Source organism: Sphingomonas sp. PWP1-2 (assembly GCF_049898305.1).
Classification (GTDB): Bacteria; Pseudomonadota; Alphaproteobacteria; order Sphingomonadales; family Sphingomonadaceae; genus Sphingomonas; species Sphingomonas glacialis.
The window spans coordinates 772,358-796,043 of record NZ_JAFCXM010000001.1 but is presented as its reverse complement, the minus strand read 5'-3'; the positions used below and the strand labels follow the sequence as shown (position 1 = coordinate 796,043).

20 protein-coding genes and 1 tRNA gene are annotated in these 23,686 nt (G+C 66.7%); 16 read left to right on the top strand and 5 right to left on the bottom strand.

Going from position 1 to position 23,686, the window contains the following annotated elements:
• Positions 1–78 precede the first annotated feature (78 nt).
• From ACP7C5_RS03895 to ACP7C5_RS03885, 3 genes are all read right to left on the bottom strand, one after another.
• A complete protein-coding gene (locus ACP7C5_RS03895; RefSeq protein WP_426263236.1) occupies positions 79–1,134 on the bottom strand; it encodes a phosphotransferase family protein in 1,056 nt (351 codons plus the stop codon).
• Entirely contained in the window at positions 1,134–2,219 is a 1,086-nt protein-coding gene (locus tag ACP7C5_RS03890; protein WP_322162853.1) for a Zn-dependent alcohol dehydrogenase, read from the bottom strand. Before ACP7C5_RS03890 ends, ACP7C5_RS03895 begins: the two co-directional genes overlap by 1 nt.
• A 113-nt stretch (positions 2,220–2,332) precedes the next feature.
• Complete coding sequence (locus ACP7C5_RS03885; protein WP_189675264.1) at positions 2,333–3,610, bottom strand: acyl-CoA dehydrogenase family protein; 1,278 nt, start codon at positions 3,608–3,610, stop codon at positions 2,333–2,335.
• Between the two features lie 144 nt (positions 3,611–3,754).
• Here ACP7C5_RS03885 and ACP7C5_RS03880 point away from each other — a divergent pair, with 144 nt between their 5' ends.
• The 3 genes from ACP7C5_RS03880 to ACP7C5_RS03870 all read left to right on the top strand — a co-directional run bounded on the left by ACP7C5_RS03880 (position 3,755) and on the right by ACP7C5_RS03870 (position 7,538).
• Positions 3,755–5,011, top strand: coding sequence for a TetR/AcrR family transcriptional regulator (locus tag ACP7C5_RS03880; RefSeq protein WP_426263235.1), 1,257 nt, complete (start codon positions 3,755–3,757; stop codon positions 5,009–5,011).
• 109 nt (positions 5,012–5,120) lie between these two features.
• Complete coding sequence (locus tag ACP7C5_RS03875; protein WP_133189444.1) at positions 5,121–6,305, top strand: acyl-CoA dehydrogenase; 1,185 nt, start codon at positions 5,121–5,123, stop codon at positions 6,303–6,305.
• A gap of 105 nt (positions 6,306–6,410) precedes the next feature.
• The gene (locus tag ACP7C5_RS03870) at positions 6,411–7,538 is read left to right on the top strand and encodes a CaiB/BaiF CoA transferase family protein (RefSeq protein ID WP_426263234.1); all 1,128 of its coding nucleotides are present in this window, start codon (positions 6,411–6,413) and stop codon (positions 7,536–7,538) included.
• Here ACP7C5_RS03870 and ACP7C5_RS03865 read toward each other — a convergent pair.
• Positions 7,535–8,821 (bottom strand): sugar MFS transporter, encoded by a 1,287-nt coding sequence (locus tag ACP7C5_RS03865; RefSeq protein ID WP_133189448.1) that lies wholly within the window; start codon positions 8,819–8,821, stop codon positions 7,535–7,537. The genes ACP7C5_RS03870 and ACP7C5_RS03865 overlap by 4 nt on opposite strands.
• 138 nt (positions 8,822–8,959) lie before the next feature.
• Between ACP7C5_RS03865 and ACP7C5_RS03860 the strand changes: the two genes are divergently transcribed.
• Both ACP7C5_RS03860 and ACP7C5_RS03855 read left to right on the top strand, forming a co-directional pair.
• The gene (locus ACP7C5_RS03860) at positions 8,960–9,721 is read left to right on the top strand and encodes a class II aldolase/adducin family protein (protein ID WP_133189450.1); all 762 of its coding nucleotides are present in this window, start codon (positions 8,960–8,962) and stop codon (positions 9,719–9,721) included.
• 103 nt (positions 9,722–9,824) lie between these two features.
• Positions 9,825–10,007: a hypothetical protein gene (locus ACP7C5_RS03855; RefSeq protein ID WP_322162844.1), complete on the top strand. Its 183-nt coding sequence runs from the start codon at positions 9,825–9,827 to the stop codon at positions 10,005–10,007.
• Between the two features lie 35 nt (positions 10,008–10,042).
• Here ACP7C5_RS03855 and ACP7C5_RS03850 read toward each other — a convergent pair whose 3' ends face one another.
• Positions 10,043–10,840 carry a DODA-type extradiol aromatic ring-opening family dioxygenase gene (locus ACP7C5_RS03850; protein ID WP_426263384.1) on the bottom strand — a complete coding sequence of 266 codons (798 nt, stop codon included), beginning with the start codon at positions 10,838–10,840 and terminating at the stop codon, positions 10,043–10,045.
• A gap of 170 nt (positions 10,841–11,010) precedes the next feature.
• Between ACP7C5_RS03850 and ACP7C5_RS03845 the strand changes: the two genes are divergently transcribed.
• The 11 genes from ACP7C5_RS03845 to mobF all read left to right on the top strand — a co-directional run bounded on the left by ACP7C5_RS03845 (position 11,011) and on the right by mobF (position 23,630).
• The gene (locus tag ACP7C5_RS03845) at positions 11,011–11,550 is read left to right on the top strand and encodes a (2Fe-2S)-binding protein (protein ID WP_426263233.1); all 540 of its coding nucleotides are present in this window, start codon (positions 11,011–11,013) and stop codon (positions 11,548–11,550) included.
• A gap of 111 nt (positions 11,551–11,661) precedes the next feature.
• Positions 11,662–12,747: an RcnB family protein gene (locus ACP7C5_RS03840; RefSeq protein ID WP_426263232.1), complete on the top strand. Its 1,086-nt coding sequence runs from the start codon at positions 11,662–11,664 to the stop codon at positions 12,745–12,747.
• Positions 12,748–12,832: 85 nt separating this feature from the next.
• A complete protein-coding gene (locus ACP7C5_RS03835) occupies positions 12,833–13,513 on the top strand; it encodes a prolyl hydroxylase family protein (RefSeq protein ID WP_322162839.1) in 681 nt (226 codons plus the stop codon).
• A gap of 64 nt (positions 13,514–13,577) precedes the next feature.
• Positions 13,578–15,341 (top strand): single-stranded-DNA-specific exonuclease RecJ, encoded by a 1,764-nt coding sequence (gene recJ / locus ACP7C5_RS03830; RefSeq protein WP_426263231.1) that lies wholly within the window; start codon positions 13,578–13,580, stop codon positions 15,339–15,341.
• 79 nt (positions 15,342–15,420) lie between these two features.
• A tRNA-Glu gene (locus tag ACP7C5_RS03825) sits at positions 15,421–15,495 on the top strand.
• Between the two features lie 92 nt (positions 15,496–15,587).
• The gene (locus ACP7C5_RS03820; RefSeq protein ID WP_426263230.1) at positions 15,588–17,369 is read left to right on the top strand and encodes a DUF6538 domain-containing protein; all 1,782 of its coding nucleotides are present in this window, start codon (positions 15,588–15,590) and stop codon (positions 17,367–17,369) included.
• Positions 17,370–17,385: 16 nt separating this feature from the next.
• Positions 17,386–18,120 carry a hypothetical protein gene (locus ACP7C5_RS03815; protein WP_426263229.1) on the top strand — a complete coding sequence of 245 codons (735 nt, stop codon included), beginning with the start codon at positions 17,386–17,388 and terminating at the stop codon, positions 18,118–18,120.
• A gap of 108 nt (positions 18,121–18,228) precedes the next feature.
• Complete coding sequence (locus ACP7C5_RS03810) at positions 18,229–18,543, top strand: hypothetical protein (protein ID WP_426263228.1); 315 nt, start codon at positions 18,229–18,231, stop codon at positions 18,541–18,543.
• 205 nt (positions 18,544–18,748) lie between these two features.
• Positions 18,749–19,084: a ribbon-helix-helix protein, CopG family gene (locus tag ACP7C5_RS03805; protein WP_426263227.1), complete on the top strand. Its 336-nt coding sequence runs from the start codon at positions 18,749–18,751 to the stop codon at positions 19,082–19,084.
• The gene (locus ACP7C5_RS03800) at positions 19,081–20,868 is read left to right on the top strand and encodes a type IV secretion system DNA-binding domain-containing protein (RefSeq protein ID WP_426263226.1); all 1,788 of its coding nucleotides are present in this window, start codon (positions 19,081–19,083) and stop codon (positions 20,866–20,868) included. The genes ACP7C5_RS03805 and ACP7C5_RS03800 overlap by 4 nt, the downstream gene beginning before the upstream one ends.
• Positions 20,868–23,630, top strand: a complete 2,763-nt coding sequence (gene mobF / locus ACP7C5_RS03795) for a MobF family relaxase (RefSeq protein WP_426263225.1) — start codon at positions 20,868–20,870, stop codon at positions 23,628–23,630. Before ACP7C5_RS03800 ends, mobF begins: the two co-directional genes overlap by 1 nt.
• Positions 23,631–23,686 lie beyond the last annotated feature (56 nt).

The following is a 23,686-nucleotide window of genomic DNA, read 5'->3' as shown; positions in this document are numbered from 1 at the left end:
CTGGAGGTGGGCCTGTCCGCAGGCGCTCCGCCACTTCCCTCCCCTAACCCCTCCCGCAAGCGGGAGGGGAATAAGAAACTAAGCCCCGGCCTTCACCGCGAAATCCCACGCCGCATCGGCCAGCCGGTACACGCCTGCCGCCGACTTCTCCGCCTGCGCGCTCGACGCGGTCCCCTCGACGATCCGCTTCTTGATCCCCTGGACGATGCCGGTCAGCCGGAAGAGATTGTACGAGAAATACCAGTTGAGATCGGGCACGCCGTCCCGCCCCGTCGCCGCGCAATAGCGCTCGACCATCGCCTCGATCGTCGGGATCCCCGTCGCCGGCCCGGTCTGCCCGAGCACGCCAGAGCGTCCCTCGGGCGCGGTCACCCAGCTCATCAGGAAATAGGAGAAGTCCGCGAGCGGATCGCCGAGCGTCGACAATTCCCAGTCGAGCAGCGCGATCACGCGCGGCTCGGTCTTGTCGAAGATCATGTTGTCGATGCGGTAATCGCCATGCACCACCGAGGTGCGCGTCTGTTCGGGCACGGTGCGGCCGAGATACTCGATCAGTTTCTCGACCTGCGGCATAGGCTCGGTTTCGGACGCACGATACTGCTTGGTCCAGCGCGCCACCTGGCGTTCGAAATAATTGCCGGGGCGGCCGTATTCGCCGAGCCCCGCGGCGACATGATCGGTATTATGCAACGCCGCAAGCGTGTCGCACATCGCATTGTAGATGCCGGTACGCTCACCGGGCGCGTAGTCGGGCAAGGTGCCGTCCCACAGATTGCGCCCGTCGGCGAAGCCCATCACGTAGAAATCGGTGCCGATCACCGCGGGGTCGGTGCACAGCCCATAGGGTTTCGCGACCGGAAAACCCGTCGGATAGAGCCCGGCGATCACCCGATACTCCCGGTCAACCGCATGCGCCGAGGGCAGCAGCACCCCCATCGGCTTGCGCCGCAACACATAGGTGCCCGACGGCGACTCGATCTTGAAGGTCGGGTTCGACTGCCCGCCGGCGAACTTCGCGTAGCTCAGCGGCCCCACAAAGCCCTCGACATTGGCGACCATCCACGCCGTCAGCGCGGCCTCGTCGAGCCGGTCCTTCTCGGGAACGGCGATCGTCTGGGGCGCGAAATCGTCCATCACGAAAACTCGATCACGGAGCGCACGGTGTCGCCGGTGCGCAAGTTTGCGAGCGCGTGGTTGACGTCCTCGAGCTTGATCCGCTCGGCGACCATCGTGTCGAGGTCGAGCTTGCCGTCGAGATACATCTGCACCAGCCGCGGCAAATCGATCGGGAAGCGCGTCGAGCCCAGCAACGAGCCCTGCAGCTTCTTGCCCGTCAGGAAGGTCGGCCCCGCAATCTTCACGTCGTTGCCCGGCGCGATCATGCCGAGGATCGTCGCAGTGCCGCCGCGCCGCAGGATCGTCCAAGCGAGCTCGGCGGTGTTGCTCCGCCCAACCGCTTCGATCGCATAATGCACCCCGCCGCCGGTCATCCCGAAGACTTTCTTGGCGAGGTCGGCATCGTTCGAATCGAGCGTGTGCGTTGCGCCGAGCTTCTCGGCGAGCGCGCGCTTGTCGGCGACGGGGTCGATCGCGATGATCTGCCCCGCGCCGGCGATCTTGGCGGCATTGATCGCGGCGAGCCCGATCCCGCCGCAGCCGATCACCGCGACGCTTTCGCCGGGGCGCAACTGGCTGTCGTTGAAGATCGAGCCTGCGCCGGTGATGACCGCGCAGCCGAGCAAAGCGGCGCGGTCGAGCGGCATTTCCTTGCTGATCGCGACGCAGGCATTCTCGTGGACCAGCATCATCTCGGCGAACGCCGACAAATTGAGGAACGGCGCGAGCGGCGTACCGTCGTTCAGCGCCAACCGCGGCGGTGCGCCCTTGGGCCGCCGCGTCGAGGGATCGACGCACAAAGACGGCCGCCCGGTGACGCACATCTCGCACGCCCCGCAGAACACGGTGAAGAAGGTGATGACATGGTCACCGACCTTGAGATGTGCGACGTCCGATCCGACCGCTTCGACGATCCCCGCCGCCTCGTGCCCCGGCACGGTCGGCATCGGGTGCGGGAAGGCACCGTCGACGAAGTGCAGGTCGCTGCGGCACACCCCGCACGCCACGGTGCGGATCAGCACTTCGCGCGGGCCGGGGTCGGAGATCGCGACATCGTCGATCACCAGTTCCGTCTTCGGGGCGTAAAGGATGGCTGCTTTCACGTGTCCCTCTTTTTCTCTTCGTCTCCCCGGCCTTGTGCCGGGGTCCACCTCACCACTCACGCATCGTACGCGAAGCGCGGTGGCCCCGGCACGAGGCCGGGGTGACGCTTGGTTTAGCGCCGCACCGCGTCCTTCGCCGCGACCGCCGCCGGCAGATCGGCGTACTTGCCGAACTCGTTGCGCGCGATCGCCCGGTTGTGCACTTCGTCGGGACCATCGGCGAAGCGCAGCGTCCGCATCGCGGCCCAATCATGCGCCAGCGCGAAATCGCCCGACACGCCGCCGCCGCCATGCGCCTGGATCGCATCGTCGAGGATCTTGAGCGCCATGTTGGGCGCCTGCACCTTGATCATCGCGATCTCTTGCTGCGCCGACTTGTTGCCCGCGCGGTCCATCATGTCGGCCGCCTTGAGGCACAGCAGCCGCGTCATCTCGATATCGATCCGCGCGCGCGCGATGCGCTCCTCCCAAACCGACTGATCGGCGATCCGCTTGCCGAACGCGACGCGGCTCAGCAGCCGCTTGGCCATCGCCTCGATGCCCGTCTCGGCGACGCCGATCGTGCGCATGCAGTGATGGATGCGGCCCGGCCCCAAGCGCCCCTGCGCGATCTCGAACCCGCGGCCCTCGCCGAGCAGGATGTTCTCGGCGGGAACGCGGACATTTTCCAGCACGACTTCGCCGTGGCCGTGCGGTGCATGGTCATAGCCATAGACCGACAGCATCCGCTTGATCGTCACGCCGGGCGCATCCATCGGCACGAGGATCTGGCTCTGCTGGCTGTGGCGCGAGGCGTCGGGGTTGGTCTTGCCCATCGTGATCGCGATTCTGCAGCGCGGATCGCCGACGCCCGACGACCACCATTTCGTGCCGTTGATGACGTATTCGTCGCCATCGCGCACGATCGAGGTCTCGATATTGGTCGCGTCGGACGAAGCGACCGCCGGCTCGGTCATCAGGAAGGCCGAGCGGATCTCGCCGTTCATCAGCGGGCGCAGCCAGCGCTCCTTCTGCTCGAGCGTGCCGTAGCGGTGGAGCACCTCCATATTGCCGGTGTCGGGGGCCGAGCAATTGAAGCATTCGCTCGCCCAACCGACCTTGCCCATCTCCTCGGCGCATAACGCATATTCGAGATTGGTCAGCTGCGTGCCCTCGAAGACGAACGAATCGTCGACATGGCTCTGCCCCGAATGCGGCGGCATGAAGAAATTCCACAGGCCGGCCGCCTTGGTCTTTTCCTTCATCTCCTCGATGACGGGAATGACCTTCCAGCGCTCGCCGCTATGGTGCTGCTCGTCATATTCGGCCTGGCGCGGGCGGATCTGCTGGTCGATGAACCCCTTCACACGATCCCTGAAATAGATCTCGCGTTCGCTGAAGCTGAAGTCCATCTGCTCTCTCCAATCGGGTCGTTGGGAGGCTGGGTATACCGTACCGCGTTTTCGGTAAAGCGTCTTTGGCGTGGAAAAGCCACGCATTGCCCGCGCGCACGAAAGGGACTGTTTCTTCTAAAAGATGATGTTACAGATTGCCGCATGGAGGCCAACGACACCATTCCGACCGCCGAGAGCCTGGACTCCGACACCAGCACCAAGCGCTTCCGCGCCAAGCGCGACGCGATCCTCGCTGCAGCGGCCGAAGCGATCAACGAACAGAGCGCCAAGGGCATGACCTTCGCCGATGTCGCGCGCCGGGTCGGGCTCAACACGACGAGCGTGACCTACTATTTCAAGCGCAAGGAAGACCTCGCCGCCGCCTGCTTCGAGTACACGCTCGAAAAGCTGCTGGCGATGCTCGACGAATCGCTGCTCGAGCAGACGCCGCAAGCGCGCGTCGCGAAATACCTCTCGCTCAACATGATCCGGCTCACCCGGATCCAGCGCGGCGAAGAGACCGCGTTCGCGATCCTGTCCGACCTGCGCGCGATGGAGGAGCCCGTGCTCGGCCGGCTGATGGCGGGCTGGCGCGAGGTGTTCCGCAAGACGCGCAGCCTGTGGGGCCCCGCCGCCAACCGCGCGCAGACCGATCTTCACGGCGGGCGCGCGCATGTGCTGCTCGAGAACACCTTCTGGCTGCCGATCTGGCTGACGCGCTACGATCCCGATCAATATCCGCGGATCGAGGAACGGCTGATGGACGTGTTCGCCCACGGCATTGCCGGGCCGAAAGCGACCTGGGATCCCGAGCTGATCGACCTGGCGCATGACGAGCCCGAGCCCGGGCGCGAGGCGTTCCTCCTGGCGGCGACGCGGTTGATCAACCAGCTCGGCTATCGTGGGGCTTCGGTGCAGAAGATCGCGTCCGAGCTCAACGTCACCAAGGGCAGCTTCTACCACCATCTCGATGCCAAGGACGATCTGGTGCTCGCGTGTTACAAGCGCAGCCTCGATACCGTCGCCGACGCGCAGCGGCTCGCCGACGAGCGCGGCGGGAGCCATTGGGAGCGGCTGTCGGGGACGATCGCGACCTTGCTCGACGTCCAGTTTTCCGAACGCGGGCCACTGCTGCGCACGACGGCGCTGTCGGGCCTGCCGAGCGAATCGCGCACGCAGATGGTCGACCGTTCGAACCGTATCGCGCGCCGCTTCGCCGGCACGATGAGCGACGGCATCGCCGAGGGTTCGATCCGCCCGGTCGATCCGCTGATTGCGGCGCAGGCGCTGATGGCGATGCAGAATGCGGCGTTCGACATGCGCAAATGGGCGCACACGATGACACGCGAGCGCGCGATCGGATATTATGCCTCGACCCTGGCGTTCGGCTTGTTCGACGACCGGATCTTACAACAATAGTCGTCGCCCCGGCGCAGGCCGGGGCCGCTGGGTTTGGGGCACGATCTTCGCGTCATAATCCAGAGGCCCCGGCCTTCGCCGGGGTGACGCGCGAGACAAGGACACTCTCATGGCCGACATGGCGCGTTTCGATTGGGCAGACCCCTTCTTCCTCGACGATCAGCTCGAAGATGACGAGCGGATGATCCGCGACTCTGCGCGTGCCTATGCGCAGGACAAGCTCGCCCCGCGCATCGTCGATGCCTTCCAGAACGAAACCACCGATCCCGAAATCTTCCGCGAGATGGGTGCGCAAGGCCTGCTCGGCCCGACCGTGCCCGAGGAATATGGCGGCGTCGGCGCGTCCTACGTCGCCTACGGCCTCGTCGCGCGCGAAGTCGAGCGGATCGATTCGGGCTATCGCTCGATGATGTCGGTGCAGTCGAGCCTCGTGATGTACCCGATCTTTGCTTATGGCTCGGAAGCGCAGAAGCGGAAATATCTGCCGAAGCTGGCGAGCGGCGAATGGATCGGCTGCTTCGGCCTGACCGAACCCGATGCCGGATCGGACCCCGGAAGCATGACGACGCGCGCGAAAAAGATCGACGGCGGCTATCTGCTGTCGGGCGCCAAGACCTGGATCTCCAATTCGCCGATCGCCGACGTGTTCGTGATCTGGGCGAAGTCGGAAGCGCACGGCGACGGCATTCGCGGTTTCATCGTCGAAAAGGGCGCCAAGGGGCTCGCCACGCCCAAGATCGAGGGCAAGCTATCGCTGCGCGCCTCGATCACCGGCATGATCTTGATGGACGAGATCGAGCTGTCCGAGGATGCCTTGCTCCCCGACGTCCAGGGGCTGAAGGGTCCATTCGGCTGCCTCAACCGTGCGCGCTACGGGATCAGCTGGGGCGCGCTCGGCGCTGCCGAATTCTGCTTCCATGCCGCACGCCAGTACGGGCTCGACCGCAACCAGTTCGGCACCCCGCTCGCCGGGCGGCAGCTCTATCAGAAGAAGCTCGCCGACATGGAAACCGAGATCGCGCTCGGCCTGCAGGCGTCGCTTCGCGTTGGCCGCCTGATGGACGCGGGCAAGTTCGCGCCCGAGATGATCTCGATCGTCAAGCGCAACAATGTCGGTAAGGCGCTCGATATCGCCCGGATGAGCCGCGACATGCATGGCGGCAACGGCATTTCGGGCGAATATCAGGTCATGCGCCACATGATGAACCTGGAAACCGTCAACACGTACGAGGGCGCGCACGACGTCCATGCGCTGATCCTGGGTCGCGCCATTACGGGGATCGCCGCGTTCTGATGGCGCACCGCCCTTCCCGTCACACCCGCGAAAGCGGGGGTCCCGCTTCTTCTAGCGGCGGGAAGAAGCGGGATTTCCGCCTTTGCGGGACTGAAGGAGGATAGGATGAACGGCCGAGCATCAGCCCCCCTGACCGGCCTGCGGATCCTCGAAATGGCGGGGATCGGGCCCGGCCCGTTCTGCGGGATGATGCTGGCCGACCATGGCGCCGATGTGATCCGCGTCGAACGTCCCGGCCCGCCGGGGCTGACCGATCCGACGCGCGACCCGCTGCTCCGCTCGCGCCGGACGATCGCGCTCGATCTCAAGCAGCCCGAAGCAGTCGCCGCGGTGCGCCGCCTGGCGGGGACGTGCGATGGGCTGATCGAGGGCTTCCGCCCGGGCGTGATGGAGCGGCTCGGCCTCGGGCCCGACGTGCTGATCGGCGACAATCCGCGGCTCGTCTATGGCCGCATGACCGGCTGGGGGCAAAGCGGCCCGCTCGCCCACGAACCCGGCCACGACATCGATTATATCGCGATCTCGGGCACGCTCCACGCACTCGGCGAAGCAGGCCGCAAGCCGACCGCGCCGATCAACCTGGCGGGCGATTTCGGCGGTGGCGGGATGATGCTCGCGTTCGGGATGCTCGCCGCGATCCTGCAGGCGCAGGCGAGCGGCACGGGTCAGGTCGTCGATTGCGCGATGACCGAAGGATCGGCAGTGCTCGCCAGCATGATCTGGGGGTTTCGCGGCATGGGCCAGTGGAGTGGCGCGCGCGGCACCCATTTGCTCGACGGCGGCGCGCATTTCTACGACACCTATGAGACCGCCGACGGCAAATGGATCGCGGTCGGCGCGATCGAACCGCAATTCTACGCCGCGCTGCGCCGCGTGATGCACCTCGACGGCGCCGAATGGGACGCGCAGTTTGCGCCGGCAGTCTGGCCAAGGCTCAAGCAAGAGCTCGCCTATCGCTTCAAGCAGCGCAGCCGCGACGCATGGGTCGCGGCGTTCGACGGGCACGAGGCGTGCGTCGCGCCCGTGCTGGGGTTCGAGGAAGCCGCCGCGCATCCGCACAACGTCGCGCGCGGTGCATTCGTGACCGCGGGCGGCGTGACGCAACCCGCCCCCGCCCCGCGCTATTCGGTCAGCGAAACCGTGGCCCCGCGCATGGCTGGCGCGCAGGACGGCGCCGCGATCCTGGCCGAAGCGGGCTTCGCTCCGGCCGAGATCGAGGCGCTGCTCGGTTAGGCGACCACCGGCTTGCGCGCGAAGACGCCGTAGCAGGCGATGATCGCATAGCAGGCCGCGGGCAGGATCATGGCGAAGCGAAGCCCGCTCTGATCGGCGATCAGGCCGGTCAGCGGCGGGATGATCGCGCCACCGACGATCGCCATCGCCAGCACGCCCGACCCCTCGGCCGCGCGCTTGCCGAGGCCTTCGCTCGCCAGGCTGAAGATCGTCGGGAACATGATCGAATTGGTCAGCCCGATCGCGAGCAGTGACCAGCCCGAAACGAGCCCGGTGGTGTGCGTCGACAGCGCGATCAGCGCGATCCCGGCGATCGCGACGCCGGCGAGCACCTTGCCCGGCGAGACGTAGCGCAGCACGGCTGCACCGATGAAGCGCCCGACCAGCGCGCCGCCCCAATAGAACGGCACATGCTTGCCCGCCGCCTCGGCACCGAGCGCCAGCGTGTCGGCCTGCGTCAGATAGCTGACGATCAGCGAGCCGATCGCGACTTCGGCGCCGACATAGAGGAAGATGCACAGCGTGCCGAAACCAAAGCGCGGCAGGCGGAGCAGCCCGAACGCCTTGACGATGCTACCCTGGTCATCGACCGCGGTCTGCAGCCGGTTGCGGCGCGTCCACACGACGGCCGCGACGATCACCAGCGCGACCGCGAGCCCGATATAGGTGTGCACGACGGTCTGCGTCTCGGCGGTGCGATACGCGTCGAGCGCAGCGCCGGTCAGTGTCTTGGGATCGATCCTCGCGAGCGAGCCGAGGATCACGATCGAGCCGACATACGGGAAGATCGTCGTGCCGAGCGAGTTGAACGCCTGCGCGAAGGTCAACCGGCTCGACGCGGTCTTGGGCGGCCCGAGCAGCGAGATCAGCGGGTTGGCGACGACCTGCACCATCGTGATCCCCGCCGCGAGCACGAACAGCGCGAGCAGGAACACCGCGAACGTGCCCGACTGCGATGCCGGCACGAACAGCAGGCAGCCCGCGGTCATCGTCAACAGGCCGATCGACGCAGAGCGCATATAGCCTGCCTTGCGCACGATCGCCGCGGCGGGGATCGAGAAGACGAAATAGGCCGCGAAAAACGCCGATTGCACGAGCAGCGCCTGCGCATAGCTCAGCGTGAACAGATCCTTCAGCTTGGGGATGATCACGTCGTTGAGGCTGGTGATGCCGCCGAAGATGAAGAACAGGGCGAACACGAAGACCTGCAGGTCGGGCGCGTTGATCCCCTTGGTGGCGATTTCGTCGGTGCCGTGCGGCGTCGTGGCGGCCTCTATGTGCATATGCGATCCCCTAATCGGCCGCTTTCGCCGCCAGTCTCTCTCGTAGCATCCCTTGCCCCGCCGACGCCCGGTCTGGCAATCCGCAGAATGCCATGCGATACCCGGCGACTAGAACAATCCGGATCAGGAGAGTCCGCCATGGCTACCGCCGCTGTCGACCGCGTGCAGATGTCCGAAGCCGAATGGGAAGCGCGCCAGGAGCTCGCCGCCTGTTACCGGGTCTTCGCGATGCTCGGCTGGTCGGAGATGATCTACAACCACATCACGCTCAAGATCCCGGGCGAGGACGGCGCCTTCCTGATCAACCCGTTCGGGCTGCACTTCAGCGAGGTGACGGCGTCGAGCCTCGTCAAGATCGACATCGACGGCAACAAGCTCGACGACAGCCCCTACCCCGTCAACCGCGCGGGCTTCGTCCAGCACGCGCTGTTCCACCGCCACTTGCCCGACGCGCATTGCATCATGCACACCCACACCACCGCGGGAATGGCGGTCAGTTCGCTCGAGGGCGGGCTGCGCGCGACCAATTTCTACGCGTGTAATTTTGCCGGGCAGATCGCCTATCACGACTTCGAGGGCGTGACGGTCCGCGACGAGGAAGGCGCGCGGCTGCTCGAGCATCTCGGCAACAAGCGCGTGATGCTGCTCAAGAATCACGGCATCCTGGTGATGGGCAAGACGCTGCCCGAGGCGTTCATCAAGCATTGGTCGCTCCAGCGCGCGTGCGAGATCCAGATCGCCACGATGTCGATGGGAACGCCGATCGAAGTGACGCCCGACGTCGTGGCGGTGCACCAGCGCGATCTGCACATGGCGCAAGTCCCGGGCGGCGCGGGCGCTGCCGATTTCGCGGCGATGGTGCGGCTGGTCGACAAGATCGACACCGGCTGGCGCGCTTGATCCTCGCAGCAAAGCCAATCTAATCAATAACCTGTTATAGAACTCTTGCCTCCCACGGGCACGCGCCTAACCTCGGTTAGGCCTTACCGTGTGGAGACCAAGAATGCTCAAGATCCTGCTTGCCGCTGCAACGCTTTCGCTCGCCTCGGCACCCGTCATGGCGGCGCCGTGCAAGGACGCCAAGGGCCGCTTCATGAAGTGCCCGCCCGCCAAACCGGTCGCGACCAAGTGCCGGTTGAACGGCAAGTTCGCCAAGTGCGGCACCCCCGGCGCGAAGCCCGCCTGATCGTCGCGGGGCGGCGCTACGCCGCCCCGCACGCTTCATCCGAAGCGATAGCCCGACACCGCCCAACCAAGCACGACATCGCGGTAATCGCAGATCGCCGCATCCTCACCGCCAGCACCGAGCGCGACCATCAGCGGCAGCAGATGCTCGGCCTCGGGATGCGCGAAGCGGGCGTTGGGCAGCGTGTTCCAGGCGGCGACGCGCGCGGCGCGCGCCACCGGATCGGGATCGGTCACCGCCCCGGTCAGTGCGACATCCCAGGCCGCGGCGATCGGCGTGACCTGGGGCCCGCGCGCGCGCAGATTGTGGAAGCTCATCCCCGATCCGACGATCAGCACGCCTTCGTCGCGCAGCGGTGCGAGCGCTCGCCCGATCGCGATATGTCCCGCCGGATCGAGATCGGCGCGCAATGAGAGCTGGACGAGCGGGATGTCGGCATCTGGCACCGCAACCATCATCGGGATGAACACGCCGTGGTCCCAGCCGCGCTCCTCGCCGTGATGCGCGATCCCTGCGTCGGCGAGCAGCGCGCTCACGCGCTGCGCGAGCGCAGGATCGCCGTGCGACGGCCAGTCGAGCCGATAGGTATGCGGCGGGAAGCCGAAATAGTCGTAATCGAGCGGATGCCCGTCGCCGGTGTTGATCGCGAGTTCGGGCGTCTCCCAATGTCCCGACACGAGCAGGATCGCGCGCGGCCGCTCGGGCAGCGATGCGATCAATCCGGCAAGATACGCCTGCATCGGGCGCCACATCGGGTCGGGCAGGCCGCCGGCTGGATCCATGAAGAAGCACGGGCCACCGCCATGCGGGATGAAGAGCGTTGGAAGTTTCATCCCCGCTATATCGGGCGCGGGCGCCGCGCCGACAATCGCGCAGCCGGAAACGGCGCGTTTCGCGGTGTTCGCCGCGTGCTTGCCGGGCCGGTCGCGCGCGGGCATGGTCGTCGCATGTCCCGGCCACTCGCCCCTGCCCCACGCTTGCGCCACCGCTGCGGAGGCCACGCATGACGCGCTTCACCGTCAATAATCAGCCGGTCCAGTACCGGATCGATCCCGACACCCCGCTGCTTTGGGCGCTGCGCGATGCGTCGAACCTGACCGGCACCAAATATGGCTGCGGCACCGGCGACTGCGGTGCCTGCACCGTCGATATCGACGGCGAGGCGGTGCGATCGTGCCAGCGTACGATCGGCGCGATCGAAGGGAGCTATGTCACCACGATCGAGGGCCTGTCGCGTGATCGCACGCACCCGGTGCAAATGGCGTTCCTCGACAAAAACGTCACGCAATGCGGTTTCTGTATCCCCGGCATCATCATGGCCGCGTCGGCTCTGCTGAAGAAGAATCGCAACCCGAGCGAGGACGATATTCGCGCCGGGATCACCAATCTGTGTCGCTGCGGCATCTATCCACGACTGGTCGAGGCGATCCTGCTCGCCGCCAGCGTCCAGCGCGGCGACGAGACGATCGCGGCACCGCCGCGCCCTGCCATCACGCCCGCCGACGCAGCGCGCGAAGTTCCAGCACTGACTCCGCCAAGATGAGCCAAAGCTTTCGCAACGCTGTCATCGCAATTCAGCCACGGCTCATCGCGCGCAGAGTATACCGCGTTTAACGACCGGAAATGCTTTCCGGACGAAGATAAGGAAGTATCGATGCGCAAGTCTTTGCTCGCCGCGATCATGGCGGCTTCTGCGTTGATCCCCGCCACCGCGATGGCGCAGGATGCTGGCGATCGGCCAAACCGCGGCGACGGTCAAGGGCGGCGCGGCCTGCAGGAGGGACAGGGAGAAGGCCGCCCCGAGCGCCAGGCGATGCCGGGTGCCGAAGGCCGCATGAACTGGCAGCGCCCGCAGGGCCAGGTGCAGCAGCCGGTTCAGGTCCAGGCACCGGTCCAGGCTCAGCCACAGCCCCAGCAGCAGCCACAGCAGCAGCGCCCCGATCGCCAGGGCGGCGGTGGGCGCGACTTCGGCGGACGCGGCGGGTATCGCGGCCAGCCGCAAGCTGTCCCGCCGCAGATGCAAGCCGGCCAGCCCGGTTTCCCCGGCGGGCAGCGCGACGGCCGCCCGGGCTTCGAGCGTGAGCAACGCGAGGGCCGCCCCGATTTCAACGGCGGCCAGCGCGACGGCCGTCCGGATTTCATCCGCGAGCAACGCGAGGGCCGCCCCGCTTTCAACGGCAGCCAGCGCGACGGCCGTCCGGATTTCAACCGCGGCCAGCGCGATGGTCGCCCCGGTTTCGAAGGTGGCCCACGCGACGGGCGCCCTGCGTTCGACGGGCAGCAGCGCGGTGGGGATTTCCGCGGCAACGATCGTGGCGATTTCCGTGGCAATGACGGGCGCTTCGGCGATCGTGGCTACAATCGTGGCAATGGCGTCGGATATGGCGGCGGCTATAGCGGCGGCTATGACCGCAATGACAATCGCGGTGGGTGGAACCGCGATTGGCGGCGCGACAACCGCTACAATTACAACAGCTATCGCACCCAGAACCGCAATCTCTATCGCCTCCCGCGCTACTATGCGCCGTCGGGCTGGTCGGGCGGGTATCGTCGCTTCTCGGTCGGCTTCTCGCTGAGCTCGGTGCTGTTCAACCAGAATTACTGGATCGAAGACGCCGATTACTACCGCCTGCCGCCGGCCTACGGTCCGTATCGCTGGGTGCGCTATTACAACGATGCGCTGCTGGTCGACATCCGCACCGGCTATGTCGTCGACACGGTATACGACATCTTCTGGTAAGACCCGGAAGACCGACCTCGGGGTCCGCAGGCTCGCCGCTTGCAGACCCCTTGTTTTTTGAGCCGCCCGCGGCAAAGTCGCGCGCATGGCTCTCTTTGCAAGGAAACCCAACGGCGCCTCGCCGCTGCGCCGCCAGTTCGGCGAAACCGTCGGGGCGCGGCTCGATGCCAATCCCGCGGTCAAGCGCTTCGCGGTCGACGGCGCGCAAATCTATCAGCACCCCGATTTCCTCGACGCCGCCACCTGCGACGCGCTCGTCGCGATGATCGACGCCAACAAGCGCCGCTCGACGGTGCTCGCCGAGGAGAACATCCAGGAGTTCCGCACGAGCGAAAGCTGCGACATGGACCGCTGGTCGCCCGACGTCCGCCCGACCGACGAAGCGATCGCGCACCTGCTCGGGATCGATCCGGTGCAGGGCGAGACGATGCAGGGCCAACGGTATGCGGTCGGCCAGCATTTCCGCGCGCATTTCGATTATTTCAACGAGAAGCAGGCCTATTGGCCGCAGATGATCGAGACCGGCGGGCAACGGACCTGGACCGCGATGATCTATCTCAACCATGTCGAGGAGGGCGGCGCGACCTGGTTCCCGCAGATCGGCATCCGCGTCGCACCCAAGAAGGGCCTGCTGCTCGCGTGGAACAACATGAACCGCGACGGCAGCCGCAACACCGAGACGCTCCACGAGGGCATGCCCGTGGTGAGCGGCACCAAGTACATCGTGACCAAATGGTTTCGCGAGGGGAAGTGGATCAAGGCCTGACCCCAGCCTTTGCGCTGACCGCTCCGATTTGCGCTCCTCCACCAAGCGCGTAGGAGGGCGGGCAATGAACACCGTCCTCAACATCAGCCATTCGATCCTCGGCCAGCCCTGGCGCTGGCGCATGCTCGAGACCGACGCGCGCGACCCCGGTTTCGCGCCCGACGATCTCGTCACGCAATTGCTGCTCGCGCGCGGCTGCCCGCGCGACGCGCTCGACGCGCACAAGGCGCCGAGCATCCGCGGCTTCATGCCCGACCCGTCGATCTTCCGCGACATGGATCGCGCCGCCGACCGTCTCGCCGATGCGGTGCAGGCGGGCGAGCAGCTCGCGATCTTCGGCGATTACGATGTCGACGGCGCGACCTCGGCCGCGCTGATGATCCTGCTGCTGCGCGATCTCGGGCTCGAGGCGCGGCCGTACATCCCCGACCGGATGCGCGAAGGCTATGGCCCGACCGGCGCAGCGCTGGTGCGGCTCAAGGACGAAGGCGCGACGCTGATCGTCACCGTCGATTGCGGCGCGCAGGCGTTCGATGCGCTCGCCGCGGCGCGCGATGCCGGGGTCGACGTGCTGGTCGTCGATCACCACAAATGCGCCGCCGCGCTTCCGCATGCGCACGCGCTCGTCAATCCCAACCGGCTCGATGAGACCGAGGGCGCCGAGCACGGCCATCTCGCCGCGGTCGGCGTCGCCTTCCTGCTCGGCGCAGCGCTGATCCGCACGCTGCGCGGGCGCGGCTATTTCGCCGATCGCCCCGAACCCAAATTGCTCGACCTGCTCGATCTCGTCGCGCTTGGCACCGTCGCCGACGTGGCGGCGCTGCGCGGGCTCAACCGCGCCTTCGTGGCGCAGGGGCTCAAGGTGATGGCGCAGCGCCGCAACATCGGGCTGAACGCGCTGATCACCGCGTCGCGCCTGACGCGCGCGCCGACCAGCACCGATCTCGGCTTCGCGCTCGGGCCGCGGATCAACGCTGGCGGACGCGTCGGCAAGTCCGATCTCGGCGTCCGCTTGCTCACCACGCGCGATCCCGCCGAGGCCGAGCGAATCGCGGTCGAGCTCGACCGTTTGAACGAGGAACGCCGCGCGATCGAAGGCATCGTCCAGGAAGCCGCCGAACTCATCGCGCTCAACCAGAGCAACCGCGCGGTGCTCGTCGTCGCTGGGCATGGCTGGCACCCCGGCGTGATCGGCATCGTCGCGGGGCGCTTGAAGGAGAAATACGGCCGCCCTGCCCTCGTCATCGCGCTCGACGATGCCGGGCTCGGCAAGGGCTCGGGCCGCTCGATCAGCGGCGTCGACCTCGGCGCTGCCGTGCTCGCGGCGAAGGAGCAAGGGCTGCTCGTCGCGGGTGGCGGTCACGCGATGGCGGCCGGGCTGACGATCGCCGAGGATCACGTCGATGCCTTCGCGGCCTTCCTCAGCGAGCGACTCGAAGCCGCGGTCGCGCGCGCGATGGGCGACCGCGCGCTGCTGCTCGACGCAGTGCTGACCGCGGGCGGCGTCACCCCTGATCTCGTCACCGCGATGGAGCTCGGCGGTCCCTATGGCATGGGCTGGCCGCAGCCGCGCGTCGTTGCCGGGCCGGTGCGGATCATCAAGGCCGATGTGGTCGGCAACGGCCATGTCCGCGCGATCGTCGCGGGCGATGGCGGCGGGTCGCTCAAGGCCGTCGCCTTCCGCCAGGCCGACACCGCGCTCGGCCAGGCGCTGCTCGGCGCCGCGCCGCACCGCCGCCTGTGGCTCGCGGGCCGCGCCAAGATCGACGATTGGGGCTCGCGCCCAGCCGCCGAACTGCACATCGACGATGCGGCCTGGGCCGATTGAAGCGATTTCGTGCAAGAGATGGCTTGACCGGCGCGGCGAGTTTCCCTAACCGCCTCCAACCAACCGGCGACGCCGGCATGGCCCCTTCGTCTAGCGGTTAGGACGCGGCCCTTTCACGGCTGAAGCACGGGTTCGATTCCCGTAGGGGTCACCAATCGCGCCTAACGCGCGGAAAGTGCGGAATTTACGTCGTTTTCATCCTCGCTGGGTATAGCGGATGGGGACATCGACGTGAGTAGATTTCGCATGGCAACACCCTGGTCGGACCCGCGAACGGGTCGCCTATATCTCCGCCGTCAGATTCCGGCTCAGCTGCGGCCGTTTTTCGGCGGACGGGCAATCTACAAGAAGACGCTGGGCACCAAAGCCGCCGACGAGGCGCGGTCCGCCTTCACACGCGAGAATGCGATCCTTGAGGATCGTCTCGCCGCCGCCCGTAAGGCGTTGTCGGACGGCCACGGTGCGCCCGATCCAAGCGGCATTGTCCGGCGCTGGTTCTCTGGCGCAGCGGTGGACAAGGCGCTCGGCGGCCAGCAGCGACTCATGCTAGCGCTTATGCAGCTGGATGCGCAGGCGATCGACTGGATGGGGGAATTTTGGCGTGACGGTATGCTCGCCCCGCTCGACACGGATTGGCAGGCTGTCGCGCACGACCGTGACTGCTTCGACCAGATGCTGTGCAACTTTTATCGCGACGACGTGACCCGCATTGGTATCGCATGGGAATCAATGCGGATGGACGAAAGTCTCCAGGCGCAATGCCGCAGCTTCGTCGATGCGCTGCTTCCGGCGTTGCGCGCGTTCAACATTGAGGCGATCGACTATACCGACGCGCCGCTGGGCGACGCGATACTAGCCCGCATCGACATCGAGAGATCGGGCAAGCTCGCCGACATCATCAAGCGCGACGGCGAGAACAAGCGCGAGCGTCCGCGCATGACGCGGCAGCGCCCTACAATGCGGGTGCGCGAGCTGTTTCGCGAATGGAAGTCGGGCAATGACCCGAGACCGCAGACCGCGCTCGAATACGAGGCGGCGGTGGACGACTTTATCGAGTTTGCGAACGACCCCGCCATCGCTGCGATCGACGCCGACCTGATCTATGATTACCGCGACGCCGCTGCAACGCTACCGGCATCGATGCCACGCACCGACCGCACGCTGCCCTTCACGGCGCGCGTCGCAAAGCACGTCATAACCGAACCCAAGCCCTCTGCCGCCACACTTAAGAAGCGCGTCGGCGCGATCCAGGCGTTGTTGACCTACGCGCACCAGCAGAGATGGGTTGGAGAAAACACAGGGCGCGGCGTTCAGATCGTCGGCTACACCAAGGCCCAGCGGAATCGGCGTAGCTTCCAGGACCATGAGTTGTCGGCGTTGTTCTCGGCACCGTTGTTCACCGATCCCGCTACCTGGGACGATGGCGCCGCGCGCGCGATCGACGAGACGCTTTTCTGGACGTTTATGATCGGGCTAACCAGTGGCGCTAGACTTGAGGAAGTAGGCCAAGCGGCCATCGCGGACGTGAAGCAGGATGGAAGTGTCGTCTATTTCGATATAGACGATACGGCGCTGTCCGAGGGTGTCGGCAAGCACGTCAAGACGCTCGAATCAAAACGCATGGTCCCGATCCATGATCGGCTCATCCAGCTCGGTTTCCTGCGATACCGGGATGCTATGGCCTCGGCGGGGCATACCGAACTGTTTCCGGCGCTGGAGGCGAACTCTGTAGGCAAGCGGACCAAGGAGCTGAGTCGCCGCGCTAATCGGCTGATCGACCGACAGGTAGGATCGGACGCGCGGCTGGTGTTCCATTCGTTGAGGCACACTTTCAAGGCCAAGGGCAATGACGCGGGTCTCAACGATCGCACACTCGACCAAATTTGCGGTCATGCCCCGGTCTCGACCGGCGGCCGATACGGATCGGACCCCCGCATTCTCACCATACACCGCGAACTGCATGCGATCGACTTTGCCTGCATCGATTGGGATGCGATAATGCGCGCGCGAGCGTCACACCGGAGCTGAAGCAGGAAGACGCGCGATGTATTTTCACCCCATCAACACTTTCTGGTTCATCCCGGCGCAGACGGACTGGCCGAGGGATCGCGACGATCATGTCTTCTTGGGGCGGGCCACCTGCCAGATCGGCAGCGTCCGCTTTCCGGGCCTGTGGAGCGATGATGACATGATGTACCTGGGCGCGCCCGATCCGGGCAACCAGACCTTTGTAGGCGACGAGATCGACCGCTTCCTCGCCCAGCAGGCATATGGCCGTGCGGTCAAGGCATACGAAGCGGGCCAGCGTGCCGCTAATGTCGCCACATTAATGCTCAAGGCCGCCGAGGATAAGCGGATGGTTCTTGCGTCGCGATCGATCCGCGCGGGTAACGCCTTCCATCCACTCCTGCATCTCAACATCGACAACCTGCGTTCGATGCATTTGTTCAGGAGCTGCACGTTTGACCCAAGCACGCCGTTCGATCCCTCGACGCAGGTTCTGGCCCGCCATAATCTGTTCGTGACCGAGACCTCGCTTGAGCGGATCGTGCGCGGCCTTCATGCCCCCAAGGTGCCGAGCGCGGCGCTGGCCGCGTGGATCGAAGCAAACACCAGCGTCATGAACCAGGCACAGCTCATCGTCGCGTCGCGCACAGCGTTCCCCGGCTTTGCAGCGCCGACCGACGGACAGGTGCGGATCGGCGACCGCGCCGCCCGCAAGAAATTGGGGCTGCGCGATCGGGAGCGAGGTGCTCCGAAGCGCGGGACGGAAAGCTAATTCGGCGCGACTTTCCACGCCGAATTTCGAACATTTAGACAGGCAATTTCGCGATCGGGGATGGCTCTTCTCAACGGCAATCTTGCCGTGATCGGAAGGATCGTCTCTATGACAGACTATCATTATTTCGCCAATCCCGGCCGCGTCGTTCTAATCCGCGATTCTGCACTGGGCTTCGACGTGCTCGTTACCCCCGAGCCGACGTGCGACGACCAGGATAGCTGGTTCGCAGCTCTGAGCGACGCTCGCCACTATGCCGCAGGTCTCTCGGCCGGCACCGGCTGGCGGATCGCCGATCACTCCACCGAGACCAGCGTGCGCGCCGCCCTGCGCAAGGCCGAGCCGCCCGCGGGTGGCCTCATGGGCTATTTCGACAAGCCGCCGTTCCGCGGAATGTGGGGCCGAATCCGCCACCGTCGCTGAGTCTCGCTCCGCTCCCACAGGATCGGCCGCTTCGGTGTCCGGTCCCGCGGGGCACGATGCTGCGCATCGTGAGTGGAAGACCACACGCCCCTGCACCTGTGCAACAGCCCCATCGCCAAGGGTAACAGCAGCTTAGCTGTATACGCCTTCCCCGGTTTTCGGCCGCAAAGCCGCAGAGAACCGCCCGTATTCAAGAGATACAGCCATGCCCATCAGCGTCCACGTCCAGACCCGGCTCGACCACGACCTCGCCAAGCGCCTCGACGAGCGCGCCGCCCAGGACAACATCACCCGCGGCGAGCTGCTTCGCTCGCTCATCGAGGCCGCGCTCGACGCGCCGCAGCCCGGCATCAACGCGACTACCGATCCCCTGCTCGCCGAGATCGCCGATGCGATGGGCGCGATGATGGCGAAGGTCGATGCCTGCCACACCAGCGCGCGCCGCGCTCACGCTGCCGCTAAGATCGCGGGGATGATGCTGCTGCCAGCGGATCGCCGTCAGGAGTTCAGCGACACGCTGGCGCAGGCGGTGCGGTCATGAGCCGCACTCTCGAACAGGCCGGCCGGGGCCGGGCGATCGAGGCGCGACGCGGGCAAGCCGTCCTCGCGATGATCCAGGTCGCAGCCTTGGGCGCGGTGTTGGGATTGGCGATCGGCGCGGTAACGGCGTGGATGATGACGAACGTCGCCGATCGCCAGCTCGCCGCGCTGTGGTTGCACCAGCTCAGCCCCGCGATGGTTTTCCAGGTGCAGCGGCAGGCCGGATTCGGGGTTGATGTTCCATCGCCCGAACACGTCGCCGCGATGATGATGCTGACCAAGATGGGCGTTGCCGGGGGCGTCCTCGCCGCCTTGCTCGGCATCGGGTTGCCCGTGCTGCTGGTCCGCCAGTGGATCGCGACCGCCCGCGACGCCGCGCTCGACCAGGTGTTGCGCGGCAACCGCGTCGCGACCGCCCAGGAACTGACTACGTTGGTCATGAAGGCGAAGCCGCAAGGCCCGCTGCTGCGCATCGGGACCGTGCCGATTCTGCCCGAGGACGAGGCCCGCCACATGATGCTGGTGGGCAAGTCCGGCAGCGGCAAGACCACCTTGCTCCACGCGACCCTCGGCCAGGTCGAAGCGCGGGGCGAGCACGCGATCATGTTCGATCCTGATGGCTCCTACGTGAAGCATTTCTACCAGCCCGCGCGCGGCGACATCATCCTGAACGTCATGGATGAGAGGACGGCGCGCTGGAACCCGATCGCCGATGTCACCGACCTCGCCGATGCACATCGCCTCGCCTCGGTGTTGCTCCCCAAGCCATCCGGGCTGACCGAGGGGGCCGTCTGGTATGATCAGGCCCGCGCGCTTCTCGCCTATCTCATCAACCATCTGGTCGGCACCGGGCGTTCCGGCATCGACGACCTCGCCACGATGCTCACCTGTACGACGATCGACGATATGCGCGCGATCGTCGCCGGCACACCGGCTGCGCGCGTGTTCGAGGCGGGGGCCGAGCGGGCGACCGCCAGCGTCGTTTTCATGTTGGCAGGCGCGGCGCGCATCGTCGCCGCCCTCGCAGCCGTGTCCCCGGACGCGCCTGCGTTCAGCTTCGACACCTTCTATTCGACCCTCGATCAGCATTCCGGACCCAAGCCCCTGATCTTCCTTTCCTCAACCAGGCGCAGCCGCGAGGCGACCGCGCCGATCATCGCCGCATGGGTCGATGCAGCTGCCAGCGCCATCCTCCAGCGTCCGATCGACCGCGCGCCCAACGCATGGATGTTCCTCGACGAACTGCCCTCGCTGCCGCCCGTGCAGAGCTTGCTCACCCTGCTACCCGAAGGCAGGAAGCATCGCGCCTGCCTCGTCATCGCGTTCCAGTCCATCGCCCAGCTCCACCAGACCTACGGCCGGGAGGGGACGCAGATCATCACCGGCCAGACCGCCACCCAAGTCATGATGACGGTCGGCGACCACGCGACCGCCAAGTGGGCGACCGACCTGTCCGGCATGATCGAGGTCGAGAACCAGCGCGCCAGCGACCAGCTCGGCGACGACAGACAGGCGCACGGATCGCTCGCCACCACCCGCGAGCGCAAGACCCTTCTTATGGATATTGATTTGACGGGATTGAAGACCGGCGAGGCGTTCCTGCGGCTGAGCGGATTGCCCATCGCCCAGGTGACGATCGATCCCGGTGCGCCCATACCCGCCATCGCGCCCGCGTTCATCCCCGCGCCGTCACCCGCGCGCGTCATCCCCGATCCGGCCGATTTGCCACCACTCAGCCGGGCCGAGGACAGCCCGGACTGGCTGTCGTTCGCAGGACCGTTCTGATGGTCGGCTCGCTCAGCAAGATCAGCGACGCAGCCGCAGCCGGCAGCTATTATGAGGCCGACGATTATTGGAGCCGGGCCGGGACCGGGCAATGGCGCGGGGAAGCCGCCCCGGCGCTCGGCCTGCACGGCGACGTGGACTCCGGCGAGTTCGTCACGCGCCTCAAGGGCGAGCTGCCCGACGGCAGGTTGCTCGGCACCACCCGAGGCGGCGTGCGCGAACACGTCCCCGGCTACGACCTCACCCTGAGCGCGCCCAAATCGGTTTCGACGATGGCACTGCTGGCCGGCGACCGCCGCATCATCGACGCCCATGCCCGCGCCGTCGATGTGACGATGGGCTGGGTCGAGCGCCATGCCAGCGTCACCCGCATCCGCGACGGCGAGCGCATCGACCGGGTGCGCACGAGCCGGCTCGCCATCGCCCAGTTCCTCCACGTCACCGCGCGCGAGACCGAGACCGGTCTCTCCGCACCGCACCTCCACACCCACAACGCCATCCTCAACATGACCCAGGACGACGACGGCAACTGGCGCAGTCTCGACGCGCGCGACCTCTACGCGCTCCAGAAGGACGCAGGTGCGATCTACCATATGGAGATCGCAGCCGAGCTGCGCCGGCTCGGCTATTCGCTCGCCATCGCACACGACGGCATGTTCGAGATCGAGGGCGTCCCCGACGACGTGCGGCAGCATTTCTCCGCACGTTCCGCCCAGATCGAGGCCGCGCTCGCCGAGCGCGGCCAGACCCGCGCCACGGCCACGGCTGCCGAGAAGGCGACGCTGGCGCTTGCCACCCGCGCACCCAAGCGCGCGATCGACCATGCCACCCTCGTCGATGCATGGCGCGCCGAGGCGGATGCGCTGGGATTCGACGAGCGGACGCGCCGCGCGATGGTCGCAGGCGCCGAGGCCCGCGCCCTCGCCATGCCGGGTCTGGGCACCGAGGCACGCATGGCAGCAGCCGACGAGGCGGTCGCGTTCGCGGCTGCCCATATCAGCGAGCACGACGCCATCTTCCCGGCCGCGCGACTCGAACGCGATGCCGCCATCAGGGCACGCGGCCATGCCACCCATGCCGACATCCGCGCCGCGATTGACCGCGCCGAGCACGCCGAGGCGCTCGTCATCCGTCACGCGCCGCGCATGGCGCAGGGGGCGATCGGCTACGCCACGCGCGAGGCCGTCGATACCGAGCGGCACATGCTGACGATCGAGCGCGAGGGGCGCGGCAAGCTGACCCCGCTCTACGGCCGCATCCGCGCCAAGACCGTCGTCGAAGCCGCCAAGCTGCGCTCGGCCGAACGCGGGCACACATGGACCAAGGGGCAGGAAGGCGCGACGCAGGCGCTGCTCATGTCCGCCAACCCCGTCAGCGGACTCCAGGGCGTGGCCGGCAGCGCTAAGACCTCGACCGTCATCTCGACCTACGCCGAGGCGGCGCGTGCCCAGGGTCTCACCGTCCGCGCGTTCGCGCCCACCAGCGCCGCTGCCGAGCTGCTCGGCCGTGCCGTCGGTGCCGAGCACATGACGGTCGCCCGCATGCTGGTCGCCGACCCCGGCCAGGCCAAGCAGGGCCGCGAGGTGTGGATCGTCGATGAAGCCTCGATGCTCGCCGCGCGCGACGCCGACCAGCTCGTCACCCGCGCCCGCGATGCCGAGGCCCGCCTCGTGCTGGTCGGCGACGTGAAGCAACTCGCCAGCGTGGGGGCAGGCCGTGCGTTCGCACAGCTCCAGGATCACGAGATGGAGACGGTCGTCCTCGACCAGATCGTGCGCCAGACCAACGATCACACCCGCGAAGCTGTCGAGGCGATGCTTGCCGGCGAGGCCGCACGCGCGTTCGACGCCATCGACAAGGGAGGCGGACGCATCGTTCAGCACCCCGAGGACGACATCCGGCGCGCCTACATCGCCCGCGATTTCGCGGCGCTGTCCCGCGAGGAACGTGCCGCGACGCTCGTGCTCGATCCGACCCGCGAGGGGCGGCAGCGGCTTACCGATGCCATCCGGCTCGCGCTGCTGAACGACGGCACGCTCGGGCAGGACGCTGTGGTTGCGGCCGTGCTGGAACCGTGCGGGCTGAGCAAGGCCGAGGCTGGCAGCGCCGCCAGCTACGTCCCCGGCAACGTCGTCACCTTCCGCCAGGGCAACCGCAACGCGCGGCTCAGCCGGGGCCGTGCCTACAAGGTCGATGCAGTCGATGCCGAAGCCGGCACCGTGTCGCTCGTCTCGCCGCAGGGCAAGAAGTTGGCATGGTCGCCCGCATTATGGGGCGGCGATCAGGCCGAAGCCTATACCGAGGTTGCGGCCGAGTTCCGCACCGGCGACCGCCTACAGTTCACCCGCAACAACCGCCCCGCCGCCCGCAACAACGGCGATACCGCCGAGGTCATCGCGATCGATGCCGACCAACGCCGCGTCACCGTCGCGAAGAAGGACGGCACCTGCCAGACGCTCGACATGGGCCGACTCGCCGACCGCCATGTGCGGCATGGCTGGGTAAGGACGATCCACAGCTCCCAGGGTGCGACGTGCGATCACGTCATCGCGCATCTTGAGTCGTTCCGCGCCAACACCGTCGATGCAGCCTCTGCCTATGTCGCGATCAGCAGGGCGAGGAAGGGCGCGGCCATCTATACTGATAGCCGCGCAAAGCTCATCGAGGGGCTAGGATTGCGTGACGGCGCGCAAGTCGGCGCCATCGATGCACTGATCTCCCGGCCCGCCGCAATAATTAACCAGGAAATGGGTCTTGCGTAGCCCACCCCTTCGTCGTTCGCGATTGCGGCGACCTCATCGAAAGTTGACAGCCATAG

Excerpts from the sequence above, each read along its gene's own strand:
- ACP7C5_RS03805 (WP_426263227.1), top strand. The coding sequence starts at position 18,749 with ATGCCCATCAGCGTCCACGTCCAGACCCGGCTCGACCACGACCTCGCC.
- ACP7C5_RS03835 (WP_322162839.1), top strand. The coding sequence starts at position 12,833 with ATGGCTCTCTTTGCAAGGAAACCCAACGGCGCCTCGCCGCTGCGCCGC.
- ACP7C5_RS03820 (WP_426263230.1), top strand. The coding sequence starts at position 15,588 with ATGGCAACACCCTGGTCGGACCCGCGAACGGGTCGCCTATATCTCCGC.
- ACP7C5_RS03800 (WP_426263226.1), top strand. The coding sequence starts at position 19,081 with ATGAGCCGCACTCTCGAACAGGCCGGCCGGGGCCGGGCGATCGAGGCG.
- ACP7C5_RS03895 (WP_426263236.1), bottom strand. The coding sequence starts at position 1,134 with ATGGACGATTTCGCGCCCCAGACGATCGCCGTTCCCGAGAAGGACCGG.
- ACP7C5_RS03815 (WP_426263229.1), top strand. The coding sequence starts at position 17,386 with ATGTATTTTCACCCCATCAACACTTTCTGGTTCATCCCGGCGCAGACG.
- ACP7C5_RS03855 (WP_322162844.1), top strand. The coding sequence starts at position 9,825 with ATGCTCAAGATCCTGCTTGCCGCTGCAACGCTTTCGCTCGCCTCGGCA.
- ACP7C5_RS03880 (WP_426263235.1), top strand. The coding sequence starts at position 3,755 with ATGGAGGCCAACGACACCATTCCGACCGCCGAGAGCCTGGACTCCGAC.
- mobF (WP_426263225.1), top strand. The coding sequence starts at position 20,868 with ATGGTCGGCTCGCTCAGCAAGATCAGCGACGCAGCCGCAGCCGGCAGC.
- ACP7C5_RS03840 (WP_426263232.1), top strand. The coding sequence starts at position 11,662 with ATGCGCAAGTCTTTGCTCGCCGCGATCATGGCGGCTTCTGCGTTGATC.
- ACP7C5_RS03860 (WP_133189450.1), top strand. The coding sequence starts at position 8,960 with ATGGCTACCGCCGCTGTCGACCGCGTGCAGATGTCCGAAGCCGAATGG.
- ACP7C5_RS03810 (WP_426263228.1), top strand. The coding sequence starts at position 18,229 with ATGACAGACTATCATTATTTCGCCAATCCCGGCCGCGTCGTTCTAATC.
- ACP7C5_RS03845 (WP_426263233.1), top strand. The coding sequence starts at position 11,011 with ATGACGCGCTTCACCGTCAATAATCAGCCGGTCCAGTACCGGATCGAT.
- ACP7C5_RS03865 (WP_133189448.1), bottom strand. The coding sequence starts at position 8,821 with ATGCACATAGAGGCCGCCACGACGCCGCACGGCACCGACGAAATCGCC.
- ACP7C5_RS03850 (WP_426263384.1), bottom strand. The coding sequence starts at position 10,840 with ATGAAACTTCCAACGCTCTTCATCCCGCATGGCGGTGGCCCGTGCTTC.
- ACP7C5_RS03870 (WP_426263234.1), top strand. The coding sequence starts at position 6,411 with ATGAACGGCCGAGCATCAGCCCCCCTGACCGGCCTGCGGATCCTCGAA.
- ACP7C5_RS03875 (WP_133189444.1), top strand. The coding sequence starts at position 5,121 with ATGGCCGACATGGCGCGTTTCGATTGGGCAGACCCCTTCTTCCTCGAC.
- recJ (WP_426263231.1), top strand. The coding sequence starts at position 13,578 with ATGAACACCGTCCTCAACATCAGCCATTCGATCCTCGGCCAGCCCTGG.
- ACP7C5_RS03885 (WP_189675264.1), bottom strand. The coding sequence starts at position 3,610 with ATGGACTTCAGCTTCAGCGAACGCGAGATCTATTTCAGGGATCGTGTG.